Genomic DNA, 13,976 nt, shown 5'->3' on the forward strand with positions numbered 1-13,976 from the left:
ATAAGTAACGATATAATGTTTTTTATTGTTTCATTATTTGGTTAAATGAATTAAATTGAGGGATTCTTTTTTCATCTCTAGATTTATAGTATAATTAGGCATAATCAAAATAAAGAGGGTGATGTAATGAAATGCCCGAAATGTAATTCTACACAATCTAAAGTTGTAGATTCAAGGCATGCCGATGAATTAAATGCCATTCGAAGACGAAGAGAATGTGAAAATTGTGGAACACGTTTCACTACATTTGAACATATCGAAGTTAGTCAGCTTATAGTTGTGAAAAAAGATGGCACAAGAGAGCAGTTTTCAAGAGAAAAGATACTTAATGGACTTGTGCGTTCTTGTGAGAAACGACCTGTTAGATATCAACAACTTGAAGACATAACAAACAAGGTTGAATGGCAATTACGAGATGAAGGTCATACGGAAGTGTCTTCACGAGATATAGGTGAACACGTTATGAACTTGTTAATGCATGTTGATCAAGTTTCATATGTTAGATTTGCATCAGTCTATAAAGAATTTAAAGATGTTGATCAATTGTTAGCATCGATGCAAGGGATTTTAAGCGAAAACAAACGGAGTGATGCTTAAATGGGACGACAAGCCTTCGAATTCGGCTTAAGACCAAAGGATCAATTCAAAGTTATGCAACACTTTGATTTAAATACGAATCATTTAGAGGTATTGAATCGACTGTATACACCGCTAATTGGAGCACAAGCAGTGGGTTTATATCATTTTATGACTCAATTCGTTAAAGAAAGTCATAATGAAACATTGATTCTTTCTCATTATATTTTTATGAATGAACTTAAAATTAATTTACTAGAGTTTAGACAACAAATGGACTTACTTGAAGCGATTGGATTGTTAAAGGCGTTTGTCAAACATGATGAACAAGAAACACAATTTGTTTACCAATTAATTCAACCGCCTTCAGCACATTTATTTTTTAATGATCCAATGTTGTCAATCTTTTTATATAGTGAAGTTGAGCATCGTCGATTTCATGAGTTGAAGAAATACTTTGAGTATCAACAAATTGATTTGAGTGAATTTAAACAGGTAACGAGACAATTTACTGATGTTTTTAAAGTGCCGTCTACAAAAATAGATATCGATACAAGTGATATTCCGATTAATGAACCGTACCAAGGTATCGATTTATCAAATGAATCTTTTGACTTTGAAATGTTGAGACAAATGTTAGGTAAACATTTTATTAGTCAAGACATTGTTACCAAAGATGCAAAGCGTTTAATTACACAACTCGCGACTTTATATGGTTTAACAGCAGATGGCATGAAGCATGTTATTTTAAATTCAATTACAAGTGGACAACAGTTATCCTTTGAAGAAATGCGTAAACAAGCACGCTCGTATTACTTAATGGAACACGAAAATCAAATGCCTAAATTACAGGTGAAATCTCCTGCTACATCATCTTCGACGGCCAAATCTTCAGAAGTGAATCCAAAGCCACAAAGTGATGAATGGTTTGAATTACTTGAACAAACGAGTCCAATTGATATGTTAGCTTCTTGGTCTGAATCAGAACCAACTATATCGCAAAAGACAATGGTTGAAGAATTAATTGAACGTGAAAAAATGTCTTTTGGCGTCATTAATATTTTGTTGCAATTTGTCATGTTAAAAGAAGATATGAAACTTCCTAAAGCGTATATTTTGGAAATAGCATCAAATTGGAAGAAAAAAGGTATTAAGACAGCTAAAGAAGCATATAATTATGCTAAAAAAGTTAATCAACCTAAAAATGAGGGTTCTAGCGGAAATTACCAAAAGCGTGGTTCATACTATGGGCAGCGTAATCGCATTTCAAAAGAAAAAACACCTAAATGGTTAGAAAATAGAGATAAACCTAGTGAAGAAGATTCGGCTAAAGATAATAGCGTAGATGATCAACAATTAGAGCAAGATCGACAAGCATTTCTAGATAAATTATCTAAAAAATGGGAGGAGGACAGTCAATAATGAAGCAATTTAAAAGTATAATTAACACGTCGCAGGACTTTGAAAAAAGAATAGAAAAGATAAAAAAAGAAGTAATCAATGACCCAGATGTTAAGCAATTTTTGGAAGCGCATCGAGCTGAATTAACGAATGCTATGATTGATGAAGACTTAAATGTGTTACAAGAGTATAAAGATCAACAAAAACATTATGACGGTCATAAATTTGCTGATTGTCCAAATTTCGTAAAGGGGCATGTGCCTGAGTTATATGTTGATAATAACCGAATTAAAATACGCTATTTACAATGCCCATGTAAAATCAAGTACGACGAAGAACGCTTTGAAGCTGAGCTAATTACATCTCATCATATGCAACGAGATACTTTAAATGCCAAATTGAAAGATATTTATATGAATCATCGAGACCGTCTTGATGTAGCTATGGCAGCAGATGATATATGTACAGCAATAACTAATGGGGAACAAGTGAAAGGCCTTTACCTTTATGGTCCATTTGGGACAGGTAAATCTTTTATTCTAGGTGCAATTGCGAATCAGCTCAAATCTAAGAAGGTACGTTCGACAATTATTTATTTACCGGAATTTATTAGAACATTAAAAGGTGGCTTTAAAGATGGTTCTTTTGAAAAGAAATTACATCGCGTAAGAGAAGCAAACATTTTAATGCTTGATGATATTGGGGCTGAAGAAGTGACTCCATGGGTGAGAGATGAGGTAATTGGACCTTTGTTACATTATCGAATGGTTCATGAATTACCAACATTCTTTAGTTCTAATTTTGACTATAGTGAATTGGAACATCATTTAGCGATGACTCGTGATGGTGAAGAGAAGACTAAAGCAGCACGTATTATTGAACGTGTCAAATCTTTGTCAACACCATACTTTTTATCAGGAGAAAATTTCAGAAACAATTGAATTTTAAAATGATTGGTGTATAATGAATACAAATCTAAATCGTTTAAATGATTGAAGACAAGATGATCTAATCAATATTACACAGAAAGCCATTGTTTGATGAGAATATGGTTAATAAATTAGATGATTACTACTTCATTTATGGTATTTGTAATGAATACCCGGCTCAAGACCGTTATCTTAAGCAGAGATATTTAATACATAATTTGTATTAAATAACTAGGGTGGTACCACGACGATCTCGTCCCTTGTATAGGGGCGGGATTTTTTGTTTTTTTAGACAAAAATGTTCGTTGGTGTCATAAAGTCCCTGTTTATTGTTAATAGGTTTAATGTTAAAACGATGATTGTTGTTCAATATTTTAACGAGGTCAGATAAAAGTATTTATAAAGCAAATAGGAGGGTTTAACATGGAACAAATTAATATTCAATTTCCAGATGGTAATAAAAAGGCGTTTGATAAAGGTACTACTACTGAAGATATAGCACAATCAATTAGTCCTGGATTACGTAAAAAAGCAGTTGCCGGCAAATTTAACGGGCAACTTGTAGATTTAACTAAACCGCTTGAAACTGATGGATCAATTGAAATTGTGACACCAGGTAGTGAAGAAGCGTTAGAGGTATTACGTCATTCTACTGCACATTTAATGGCACATGCGATTAAAAGATTATATGGTAATGTTAAATTTGGTGTTGGTCCTGTAATAGAAGGTGGCTTCTACTATGACTTCGACATAGACCAAAACATCTCATCTGATGACTTTGAACAAATTGAAAAAACAATGAAACAAATCGTTAACGAAAATATGAAAATCGAACGAAAAGTGGTTTCACGAGATGAAGCGAAAGAGTTATTCAGCAATGATGAATACAAATTAGAATTAATCGACGCGATTCCTGAAGATGAAAATGTAACATTATACAGTCAAGGTGATTTTACTGATTTATGTCGTGGAGTTCACGTTCCATCAACAGCTAAAATTAAAGAGTTTAAACTATTATCTACAGCAGGTGCATACTGGCGTGGAGATAGTAACAACAAAATGTTACAACGTATATACGGTACTGCTTTCTTTGATAAAAAAGAATTAAAAGCACATTTACAAATGTTAGAAGAGCGTAAAGAACGTGATCATCGTAAAATTGGTAAAGAGTTAGAATTATTCACAAATAGCCAATTAGTTGGTGCTGGTTTGCCATTATGGTTACCTAACGGTGCAACAATCAGACGTGAAATTGAACGTTACATTGTTGATAAAGAAGTTAGCATGGGGTATGACCACGTTTATACACCAGTACTTGCTAATGTTGATTTATACAAAACATCTGGTCACTGGGATCACTATCAAGAAGATATGTTCCCACCAATGCAGTTAGATGAAACTGAATCTATGGTATTACGTCCAATGAACTGTCCACATCATATGATGATTTATGCGAATAAACCACACTCATATCGTGAATTACCTATCCGTATCGCTGAGCTAGGAACTATGCATAGATATGAAGCAAGTGGTGCTGTATCAGGATTACAACGTGTTCGTGGTATGACTTTAAATGATTCACATATCTTTGTTCGACCTGATCAAATTAAAGAAGAATTCAAACGCGTTGTAAACATGATTATTGATGTGTATAAAGACTTTGGTTTCGAGGATTATAGCTTTAGATTAAGTTATAGAGACCCTGAAGATAAAGAAAAGTACTTTGATGATGATGACATGTGGAATAAAGCTGAAAATATGCTTAAAGAGGCAGCGGATGAGCTTGGCTTATCGTACGAAGAAGCGATTGGTGAAGCGGCATTCTATGGTCCGAAACTAGATGTTCAAGTTAAAACAGCGATGGGTAAAGAAGAGACATTATCAACAGCACAACTTGATTTCTTATTACCAGAACGTTTTGATCTAACTTATATTGGTCAAGATGGTGAACATCATCGTCCAGTTGTTATTCATCGTGGTGTTGTATCAACAATGGAACGATTTGTAGCATTTTTAACTGAAGAAACTAAAGGTGCATTCCCAACTTGGTTAGCGCCAAAACAAGTTCAAATCATTCCAGTTAACGTTGATTTACATTATGATTATGCGCGACAATTACAAGATGAATTGAAATCTCAAGGTGTTCGTGTAAGTATTGATGAGCGTAATGAAAAAATGGGTTATAAAATTAGAGAAGCTCAAATGCAAAAAATACCTTATCAAATCGTAGTTGGGGATAAGGAAGTTGAAAATAATCAAGTGAATGTGCGTCAATATGGATCGCAAGACCAAGAAACAGTTGAAAAAGATGAATTTATCTGGAATCTAGTTGATGAAATTCGTTTGAAAAAACATAGATAGACAGTTGTCGCAATAAAATGCTTTGAAACTTTTATTGCGTATCAAGTTTTACAGGGTTGATTATGCGTGATGAATCCTGTATATTACAAGTTAGTTAAAATATTAAATTGAGTTAGAGGTTGCATGTTTAATTAGTAACTTGTCAGAAGTATTTATGGTACATAAGTTGAACAAGTGAAAGGTAAAGATGCCGAAATAGATATAAACCATAAACTATATCTATTGGGACAGTTTTCGAATAGGAACTGTACTGTCACAGAATGTGATGTGCTACCTTATATAGATAATTGCCAAAGTGGTTGCATATCTTAAAGGTATGTAGCCACTTTTTTACTTTTAATATCACTATGTTCTGTAAAAAAAGGGTATGAAAGTAAATAAAGGTTATTTATTACTTGGCCTCTAAAACATGGAAAGGGAGCTTATATGTCAAAAGTTCAAAATGAAAGTAACAATGTTGTCAAAAGGGGACTTAAAGATCGTCATATTTCTATGATTGCGATTGGGGGTTGTATTGGTACAGGTTTATTTGTAACTTCTGGTGGAGCAATTCATGATGCAGGTGCTTTGGGAGCATTAATAGGATACGCAATTATCGGAATAATGGTATTTTTCTTAATGACGTCACTTGGCGAAATGGCTACTTATTTGCCAGTATCAGGTTCATTTAGTACATATGCTACAAGATTTGTTGATCCATCTTTAGGGTTTGCGCTTGGTTGGAACTATTGGTTTAACTGGGTAGTAACTGTAGCAGCAGATATTACGATTGCAGCACAAGTCATTCAATATTGGACACCATTGCAAGGCATACCCGCTTGGGCGTGGAGTGCATTGTTCTTAGTTATAATTTTTAGTCTGAATTCTTTATCGGTTCGTGTCTATGGTGAAAGTGAATATTGGCTTGCATTAATAAAGGTTGTTACAGTTATCGTTTTTATTGCTATTGGTTTATTAACGATTGTAGGAATTATGGGTGGACATTTTGTAGGATTTGAAATATTTAATAAAGGTGAAGGACCTATTTTAGGTGGCAACCTAGGAGGAAGTTTGTTATCAATTCTAGGTGTATTCTTAATCGCTGGTTTCTCATTCCAAGGTACTGAGTTAATTGGTATTACGGCTGGTGAATCAGAAAATCCTGAACGTGCTGTGCCGAAAGCGATTAAACAAGTATTCTGGAGAATTTTATTATTTTACATTTTAGCCATTTTTGTTATCGGTATGTTAATTCCTTATGATAGTAGTGCATTAATGGGAGGCGGTAATGACGTTGCAACCTCTCCGTTTACGCTAGTTTTCAAAAATGCAGGATTTGCTTTTGCAGCCTCATTTATGAATGCTGTTATCTTAACATCAGTTTTATCAGCAGGAAACTCTGGAATGTATGCCTCAACACGTATGCTTTATTCAATGAGTAAAGATAAATTGGCGTTTGAAACATTTGGGAAAACAAATAAAAATGGTGTGCCATATATGTCTTTATTAGTAACTGCAATTATTGTAGTCATCATATTTGTGGTACAAAGTGTTACAGAAGGTGCTTATCAATATATCGTTGCTGCAAGTGGGTTAACTGGCTTTATTGCCTGGGTAGGTATCGCAGTGAGTCATTATCGATTTAGAAGAGCATTTGATAAACAAAATTATGATAAATCTAAATTGAAATATACAGCTAAATTGTTTCCGTTCGGACCTATTTTTGCAGCTATCTTATGTATTGTTGTAATCATCGGTCAAGATGTGGACTTTATTAAAACAGGAGATTTTAATTTTAGCCGCTTCCTAATTACGTATATGGGAATTCCAGTATTTTTAGCATTCTTTATTTATCATAAGCTTCGATATAAAACGAAAAAAATTCCATTAGAACAAGTAGATTTACGTCAAGACGTATCAATGGATGAAATAAAAGGTTAAAATAAAAATAATTACAGTTATAGTGTTGACTTAAATGTGAATTGTTGATATGATTAACAACGTTGAATACGAAACGAACCAAGTAGAAGCACCCGCTTCTCACCTGTAGCGACGCATAAAGCAGTTGGCAGGTTAGTCACATTACACATAACTGTGTATAAGGAAGAGCGGGTATTTTATACCTGCTCTTCCTTTTTGCTTGGTGCAAATTTCGTAAAAATTTTGGAGGTGTCAACCATAGCAAAAGATCAAACTCAAATCAATGACAAAATTCGTGCAAAAGAATTACGTTTAATCGGTCAAGATGGTGAACAAATTGGTGTTAAATCAAAGCGTGAAGCTTTAGAAATGGCTGAACGTGTAGATTTAGACTTAGTGGTCGTTGCACCGAATGCGAAACCACCAGTTGCAAGAATTATGGATTACGGTAAATTCAAATTCGAACAACAGAAAAAAGAAAAAGAAATGAAAAAGAAACAAAAAATTATCAATGTTAAAGAAATTCGTTTAAGTCCAACAATTGAGGAACATGATTTCCAAACTAAGTTGAAAAACGGACGTAAATTCTTAACTAAAGGCGATAAATGTAAAGTATCTATTCGTTTCAGAGGGCGTGCCATTACGCATAAGGAAATTGGTCAACGTGTGCTAGAAAAATATGCAGATGAATGCAAAGATATAGCAACAGTTGAACAAAAACCTAAAATGGACGGGCGTCAAATGTTTATTATGTTAGCGCCAACAGCTGAAAAATAATTAAAGCTATTACAGGAGGACTTATATTATGCCAAAAATGAAAACTCACCGCGGAGCAGCTAAACGTGTTAAAAGAACTGCTTCAGGTCAATTAAAACGTTCAAGAGCTTTCACATCTCACTTATTCGCAAACAAGAGCACTAAACAAAAACGTCAATTACGTAAAGCTAGATTAGTGTCTAAGAGCGACATGAAACGTGTAAAACAATTATTAGCATACAAAAAATAAGAACAAATACAGAAATCGGTAGGAATTACCTAAGGAGGAATTTTTTATGCCACGAGTTAAAGGTGGAACAGTAACAAGAGCGCGTCGTAAAAAAACGATTAAATTAGCTAAAGGTTACTTCGGTTCAAAACATACATTATACAAAGTAGCTAAGCAACAAGTAATGAAATCAGGTCAATACGCTTTCCGTGACCGTCGTCAACGTAAACGTGACTTCCGTAAATTATGGATTACACGTATCAACGCAGCAGCTCGTCAACATGAAATGAGCTACTCACGTTTAATGAACGGTTTGAAAAAAGCTGGTATCGACATTAACCGTAAAATATTATCAGAAATTGCAATTTCTGACGAAAAAGCATTTGCTCAATTAGTAACTAAAGCTAAAGATGCTTTAAAATAATAACACTTATAAAAAAGAGATGGCATTGTCATCTCTTTTTTATTTTTTAAATAGCAAAATGCCACATTTAATCGCTAAAACATGACATATTTGCTAAAATGCATTTAAGAGAACAAACATTAAAGTGAGGAGTTTTATACGATGTCTAAATTTGATGAACAAATCATTGTAGTACCTAGAGAAATTATTTTTAATAATGAAAAGAATACTTTCAATGGGTTTTTAAATAAGAATAAACCAGAAGGTCAAAATATTTTTGATGCGCTAAGTCAATATGAAGTTAAGCGACGCGGCGATATGGAAGAGGATCTATCATATAAACAACTCATTTCTTATTGTTTACTTGAAAATGAGCATGGCGAGATATTAGTGTATGAACGATTATCTGGCGGTGGAGAATCTCGATTGCATGGACAATCTTCAATAGGTGTAGGCGGTCATATGAATGATGTTCCAGGAGCAGAATCTATTAACGAAGTATTGAGAGTTAATGCACAGAGAGAATTAGAAGAAGAAGTAGGTTTAAGTGAGCAAGATTCACAAAATATGGAATATATCGGTTTTATTAATGACGATAATAATGAAGTGGGCAAAGTACATATTGGTGTTGTATTTAAAATCACTGTAAGTACGAATGATGTAGAAGCTAAAGAAACAGATACTTTACGAATAAAATGGGTTGAAAAAGGCAACATAGAGTCATATGATGATTTCGAAACGTGGAGCGCATTAATCCTTCAAGATTTATAATCAAACGAGGTGACATATATGTCAGATATTATTCAGTTTCCTAACTCTTCGAAAAAGTTATATAAAGATATAAAACGTGCTGAACAAGACCAAAACTATGACCTGATGTATGAATATATTGTACAATATGAACGTCAATTTGAACTCACTGAAGAAATAGCAATGATGAAATGCCGTATGTTATATGAGACGGGGTCATTTCTTGAATTAAGAGAAGAAACAATTGTCTTATTGAAAACTGGCATACAACAATATGATGCATTGATGATTTATTACGTGAAAAGTTTGATTGGTTTGGGACAATATTTTGAAGCGGTAGAAGTAATTCATCAAATTATTGATGAAGTCAAAGATCACAAAACAAGAATGGCATTACATCCTCTTAAGGAATTTGCTAAGTCAAAATTAATTGAAGATGAAAAACGATTGACTCAGTCATTAACTGATTTTGATACGTTATCAATGAGGGAACAGACGCACTTGATTTTGAAGTTAATAGACAATGGTCATTTTCAATTTCAAGAAACGGTATTATATATATTAAAATCTAATACGTACAGTTATAACCTAATTAGTTTAATGATTGAGTATTTAAGATTCGCAAATTGTACACAAGAACTGACAATTGAAAAGTATGGTATGGATGTAACTTTTGTACCAGTTAATTTAAAAGGGCTAGAACATACAACACTGAAAGAAAAAGTTATACCTAACGTTATGGAAACATTAAATGATGGTGCTTTACATATCGCTGAAGAAGCACACCATATTATGAATAATCACTCTATCATGATTTATCCAATTGATATTGAAACTTTGTTTGAAACGAATAAATGGATTAATGCATACGAATGTTATTTCAAAAATATGTTAGGACTTAAATGTGAATTACAAAGTATCGATGCATTTAATTTTATTCAGCAATTAGATTTGAATAATAATAGTTAAATTGTTGCAAAATAATACTCAGCATTTTAATATAGTTTTGACGAAAAAAGTTGATTTACAAATATATAAACGTTGTGATTTCAATGTTTGTATAGGGAATAGACCTATGATATAATAGGGAAGTTGAAAAAATAAATTAGTTAATCATGGAGGTATATATACATGACAGCAACTTGGGAAAAAAAGGAAGGTAACGAAGGTTTATTAACTGTTACTGTTCCTGCAGAAAAAGTAAACAAAGCGTTAGATCAAGCATTTAAAAAAGTGGTTAAACAAATTAACGTACCTGGATTCCGTAAAGGTAAAGTACCACGTCCAATTTTCGAACAACGCTTTGGTGTAGAAGCATTATATCAAGATGCTATCGACATTTTATTACCAGATGCTTATGGTGAAGCAATTGACGAAACTGATATTAAACCAGTTGCACAACCAGAAGTAAGTGTTACTCAAATTGAAAAAGGTAAAGATTTCATTTTTGAAGCAACAGTTACAGTTGAGCCAGAAGTTAAATTAGGAGACTATAAAGGTCTTGAAATTGAAAAACAAGAAACTGAATTATCTGATGATGAGTTACAAGAAGCAATTGACCACAGCTTAGGACATTTAGCTGAAATGGTAGTTAAAGAAGATGGTGTTGTTGAAAATGGCGACACAGTTAACATCGACTTTAGTGGTTCAGTTGACGGAGAAGAATTCGAAGGTGGACAAGCTGAAGGTTACGATTTAGAAATCGGTTCAGGTTCATTCATTCCTGGTTTCGAAGAGCAATTAGAAGGTATGAAAGTTGACGAAGAAAAAGATGTTGTCGTAACATTCCCAGAAGAATACCATGCTGAAGAATTAGCTGGTAAAGAAGCAACTTTCAAAACAAAAGTTAACGAAATTAAATTCAAGGAAGTTCCAGAATTAACAGATGAAATTGCTAATGAATTAGATGCAGAAGCAAATACAGTAGACGAGTACAAAGAAAACTTACGTAAACGTTTAGCTGAACAAAAAGCTACAGATGCAGAAAATGTTGAAAAAGAAGAAGCGATTACTAAAGCTACTGATAATACAACAATCGATATTCCTGAAGCAATGGTTAATACTGAATTAGATCGTATGGTGTCTGAATTTGCACAAAGAATTCAACAACAAGGTTTAGATTTACAAACATACTTCCAAATCTCAGGTCAAGATGAATCTCAATTAAGAGAGCAAATGAAAGACGATGCAGAACAACGTGTTAAAACTAACTTAACTTTAACTGCGATCGCTGAAGCTGAAAAAATCGAAGCTACTGATGAAGATATCGATAAAGAATTAGAAAAAATGAGTAAACAATTTAATATCTCAGTTGAAGATATCAAAAATACTTTAGGTAATACTGATATCATTAAAAATGATGTTCGTATCCAAAAAGTTATCGATTTATTAAGAGATAACGCAAAGTTCGTTGAAGGAACTAAAGAAGATTAATCTTCATTAAATATTAAATTACAAAAATGAGTAGCAGATGCATAGCTTATGTATCTGCTACTATTCTTTAAGCAAAAAGTTTGTATGTTAATATGTTGCATTGTAATATCCAATCTAGTATAGTCTTTAACGAATAGGGGTGTAAAAAGAATGTTTAAATTCAATGAAGATGAAGAAAATTTGAAATGCTCTTTCTGCGGAAAAGACCAAGATCAAGTAAAAAAACTTGTAGCAGGAAGTGGTGTATATATTTGTAATGAGTGTATTGAATTATGCTCAGAAATCGTTGAAGAAGAATTAGCTCAAAACACTTCTGAAGCGATTACAGAATTACCTACTCCTAAAGAAATTATGGATCATTTAAACGAATATGTTATTGGTCAAGAAAAAGCTAAAAAATCTTTAGCTGTGGCTGTTTATAACCACTATAAGCGTATTCAACAATTAGGACCAAAAGAAGATGATGTTGAATTACAAAAAAGTAACATTGCCTTAATTGGGCCAACAGGTAGTGGTAAAACATTATTAGCCCAAACATTAGCCAAGACGTTGAATGTACCATTTGCAATTGCAGATGCGACAAGTTTAACTGAAGCTGGTTATGTAGGCGATGATGTTGAAAATATCTTGTTGAGATTAATTCAAGCAGCTGACTTTGACATTGATAAAGCCGAAAAAGGTATTATTTATGTAGATGAAATTGATAAAATTGCACGTAAATCTGAAAACACATCTATAACACGTGACGTTTCAGGTGAAGGTGTTCAACAAGCATTGCTTAAAATCTTAGAAGGTACAACTGCAAGTGTTCCGCCACAAGGTGGACGCAAACATCCTAACCAAGAAATGATTCAAATTGATACAACAAATATCTTATTTATTCTTGGTGGTGCCTTTGATGGTATTGAAGAAGTGATTAAGCGCCGTCTTGGTGAAAAAGTTATTGGTTTCTCAAGCAATGAAGCTGATAAATATGACGAACAAGCATTATTAGCACAAATTCGCCCAGAAGATTTGCAAGCCTATGGTTTGATTCCTGAATTTATCGGACGTGTGCCAATTGTAGCTAATTTAGAAACATTAGATGTAACTGCGTTGAAAAACATCTTAACGCAACCTAAAAATGCACTTGTGAAACAATATACTAAAATGCTGGAATTAGATGATGTGGATTTAGAGTTCACTGAAGAAGCTTTATCAGCAATTAGTGAAAAAGCAATTGAAAGAAAAACAGGTGCGCGTGGTTTACGTTCAATCATAGAAGAATCGTTAATCGATATTATGTTTGATGTGCCTTCTAACGAAAATGTAACGAAGGTAGTTATTACAGCACAAACAATTAATGAAGAAACTGAACCAGAACTATACGACGCAGAAGGTAATTTAATTAATAATAGTAAAACATCAGCTTAATCATTGATGTGTTATAAAAGTGAAAAGCTCCAATCAAAGTTGACGCTCAAATAGTTTAACTTTGATCGGAGCTTTTTTATAATGTATACCGAAAGGTTCAAATATTATATAATGGTAGAGTTGAAAGAGAATATAAAAAAGTGAGGATACAAAATGAAAGTTAATCCTAATAATATAGAATTAATCATTAGTGCAGTAAAGGAAGAACAATATCCAGAAACAGAATTGTCTGAAGTTGCACTGAGCGGTCGATCTAATGTAGGTAAGTCTACATTTATCAATAGTATGATTGGTAGAAAAAATATGGCACGTACATCGCAGCAACCCGGCAAAACGCAAACGTTAAATTTTTATAATATAGATGAACAACTTATTTTTGTGGATGTTCCAGGATATGGATATGCTAAAGTAAGTAAAACACAACGTGAAAAATTCGGGAAAATGATTGAGGAATATATAACTAAGAGAGAGAATTTGCAATTAGTTATTCAATTAGTTGATTTAAGACATGATCCAACACAAGATGATATCTTAATGTACAATTATTTGAAACATTTTGATATTCCTACTTTAGTTATATGCACTAAAGAAGACAAAATTCCAAAAGGTAAAGTTCAAAAGCATATTAAAAATATTAAGACACAATTAGATATGGACCCAGACGATACAATTGTAAGTTATTCATCAATTCAAAATAATAAACAACAACAAATATGGAATTTAATTGAACCGTATATTTCATAGTTTTTGTACGACAAAACTTATACAAAAATTTTAAAAATAATGTAAGCACGAAACTTTTAATTAGTACACAATTGATAACATT

15 protein-coding genes, 1 riboswitch and 1 other annotated feature are annotated in these 13,976 nt (G+C 33.0%); all 15 genes read left to right on the forward strand.

Going from position 1 to position 13,976, the window contains the following annotated elements; all coding sequences use genetic code 11:
* Nucleotides 1-126: 126 nt before the first annotated feature.
* The 15 genes from nrdR to yihA all read left to right on the forward strand — a co-directional run bounded on the left by nrdR (nucleotide 127) and on the right by yihA (nucleotide 13,894).
* Complete coding sequence (gene nrdR / locus JV528_RS07155; protein ID WP_000650082.1) at nucleotides 127-597, forward strand: transcriptional regulator NrdR; 471 nt, start codon at nucleotides 127-129, stop codon at nucleotides 595-597.
* The gene (locus JV528_RS07160; RefSeq protein WP_000533475.1) at nucleotides 598-1,998 is read left to right on the forward strand and encodes a replicative helicase loading/DNA remodeling protein DnaB; all 1,401 of its coding nucleotides are present in this window, start codon (nucleotides 598-600) and stop codon (nucleotides 1,996-1,998) included.
* Nucleotides 1,998-2,918 carry a primosomal protein DnaI gene (dnaI, locus tag JV528_RS07165; RefSeq protein WP_000808621.1) on the forward strand — a complete coding sequence of 307 codons (921 nt, stop codon included), beginning with the start codon at nucleotides 1,998-2,000 and terminating at the stop codon, nucleotides 2,916-2,918. Before JV528_RS07160 ends, dnaI begins: the two co-directional genes overlap by 1 nt.
* A 92-nt stretch (nucleotides 2,919-3,010) precedes the next feature.
* The gene (locus JV528_RS07170) at nucleotides 3,011-3,133 is read left to right on the forward strand and encodes a hypothetical protein (RefSeq protein WP_014937037.1); all 123 of its coding nucleotides are present in this window, start codon (nucleotides 3,011-3,013) and stop codon (nucleotides 3,131-3,133) included.
* A 196-nt stretch (nucleotides 3,134-3,329) separates the two neighbouring features.
* On the forward strand, nucleotides 3,330-5,267 hold the full coding sequence (thrS, locus tag JV528_RS07175) for a threonine--tRNA ligase (RefSeq protein ID WP_000435136.1): 1,938 nt from the start codon (nucleotides 3,330-3,332) through the stop codon (nucleotides 5,265-5,267).
* A gap of 105 nt (nucleotides 5,268-5,372) precedes the next feature.
* Nucleotides 5,373-5,548, forward strand: a riboswitch (Lysine riboswitch).
* A 145-nt stretch (nucleotides 5,549-5,693) separates the two neighbouring features.
* Complete coding sequence (locus JV528_RS07180; RefSeq protein WP_000049148.1) at nucleotides 5,694-7,187, forward strand: amino acid permease; 1,494 nt, start codon at nucleotides 5,694-5,696, stop codon at nucleotides 7,185-7,187.
* 74 nt (nucleotides 7,188-7,261) lie between these two features.
* Nucleotides 7,262-7,387, forward strand: a sequence feature (ribosomal protein L20 leader region).
* A gap of 28 nt (nucleotides 7,388-7,415) precedes the next feature.
* On the forward strand, nucleotides 7,416-7,943 hold the full coding sequence (gene infC, locus JV528_RS07185; RefSeq protein ID WP_001791162.1) for a translation initiation factor IF-3: 528 nt from the start codon (nucleotides 7,416-7,418) through the stop codon (nucleotides 7,941-7,943).
* Between the two features lie 28 nt (nucleotides 7,944-7,971).
* A complete protein-coding gene (rpmI, locus tag JV528_RS07190) occupies nucleotides 7,972-8,172 on the forward strand; it encodes a 50S ribosomal protein L35 (RefSeq protein ID WP_001125540.1) in 201 nt (66 codons plus the stop codon).
* 46 nt (nucleotides 8,173-8,218) lie between these two features.
* Nucleotides 8,219-8,575 (forward strand): 50S ribosomal protein L20, encoded by a 357-nt coding sequence (rplT, locus tag JV528_RS07195; protein ID WP_204177429.1) that lies wholly within the window; start codon nucleotides 8,219-8,221, stop codon nucleotides 8,573-8,575.
* A gap of 141 nt (nucleotides 8,576-8,716) precedes the next feature.
* Nucleotides 8,717-9,325, forward strand: a complete 609-nt coding sequence (locus tag JV528_RS07200; RefSeq protein ID WP_204177428.1) for an NUDIX domain-containing protein — start codon at nucleotides 8,717-8,719, stop codon at nucleotides 9,323-9,325.
* 18 nt (nucleotides 9,326-9,343) lie between these two features.
* Nucleotides 9,344-10,273 carry a hypothetical protein gene (locus tag JV528_RS07205; RefSeq protein WP_001280023.1) on the forward strand — a complete coding sequence of 310 codons (930 nt, stop codon included), beginning with the start codon at nucleotides 9,344-9,346 and terminating at the stop codon, nucleotides 10,271-10,273.
* 4 nt (nucleotides 10,274-10,277) lie between these two features.
* Nucleotides 10,278-10,388 (forward strand): hypothetical protein, encoded by a 111-nt coding sequence (locus JV528_RS07210; RefSeq protein ID WP_001790560.1) that lies wholly within the window; start codon nucleotides 10,278-10,280, stop codon nucleotides 10,386-10,388.
* Between the two features lie 47 nt (nucleotides 10,389-10,435).
* On the forward strand, nucleotides 10,436-11,737 hold the full coding sequence (gene tig, locus JV528_RS07215; RefSeq protein ID WP_000127572.1) for a trigger factor: 1,302 nt from the start codon (nucleotides 10,436-10,438) through the stop codon (nucleotides 11,735-11,737).
* A 150-nt stretch (nucleotides 11,738-11,887) separates the two neighbouring features.
* Entirely contained in the window at nucleotides 11,888-13,150 is a 1,263-nt protein-coding gene (gene clpX, locus JV528_RS07220; RefSeq protein ID WP_000472293.1) for an ATP-dependent Clp protease ATP-binding subunit ClpX, read from the forward strand.
* 153 nt (nucleotides 13,151-13,303) lie between these two features.
* Nucleotides 13,304-13,894: a ribosome biogenesis GTP-binding protein YihA/YsxC gene (yihA, locus tag JV528_RS07225; protein ID WP_000867697.1), complete on the forward strand. Its 591-nt coding sequence runs from the start codon at nucleotides 13,304-13,306 to the stop codon at nucleotides 13,892-13,894.
* Nucleotides 13,895-13,976 lie beyond the last annotated feature (82 nt).

It is taken from the genome of Staphylococcus sp. GDB20D11A, assembly GCF_016893255.1.
In the GTDB taxonomy this organism is placed as follows: Bacteria; Bacillota; Bacilli; order Staphylococcales; family Staphylococcaceae; genus Staphylococcus; species Staphylococcus aureus.

Bases quoted from the DNA above. Each gene is read 5' to 3' on its own strand.
- nrdR (WP_000650082.1), top strand. From the start codon at position 127: ATGAAATGCCCGAAATGTAATTCTACACAATCTAAAGTTGTAGATTCA.
- JV528_RS07160 (WP_000533475.1), top strand. From the start codon at position 598: ATGGGACGACAAGCCTTCGAATTCGGCTTAAGACCAAAGGATCAATTC.
- dnaI (WP_000808621.1), top strand. From the start codon at position 1,998: ATGAAGCAATTTAAAAGTATAATTAACACGTCGCAGGACTTTGAAAAA.
- thrS (WP_000435136.1), top strand. From the start codon at position 3,330: ATGGAACAAATTAATATTCAATTTCCAGATGGTAATAAAAAGGCGTTT.
- JV528_RS07180 (WP_000049148.1), top strand. From the start codon at position 5,694: ATGTCAAAAGTTCAAAATGAAAGTAACAATGTTGTCAAAAGGGGACTT.
- rpmI (WP_001125540.1), top strand. From the start codon at position 7,972: ATGCCAAAAATGAAAACTCACCGCGGAGCAGCTAAACGTGTTAAAAGA.
- rplT (WP_204177429.1), top strand. From the start codon at position 8,219: ATGCCACGAGTTAAAGGTGGAACAGTAACAAGAGCGCGTCGTAAAAAA.
- JV528_RS07200 (WP_204177428.1), top strand. From the start codon at position 8,717: ATGTCTAAATTTGATGAACAAATCATTGTAGTACCTAGAGAAATTATT.
- JV528_RS07205 (WP_001280023.1), top strand. From the start codon at position 9,344: ATGTCAGATATTATTCAGTTTCCTAACTCTTCGAAAAAGTTATATAAA.
- tig (WP_000127572.1), top strand. From the start codon at position 10,436: ATGACAGCAACTTGGGAAAAAAAGGAAGGTAACGAAGGTTTATTAACT.
- clpX (WP_000472293.1), top strand. From the start codon at position 11,888: ATGTTTAAATTCAATGAAGATGAAGAAAATTTGAAATGCTCTTTCTGC.
- yihA (WP_000867697.1), top strand. From the start codon at position 13,304: ATGAAAGTTAATCCTAATAATATAGAATTAATCATTAGTGCAGTAAAG.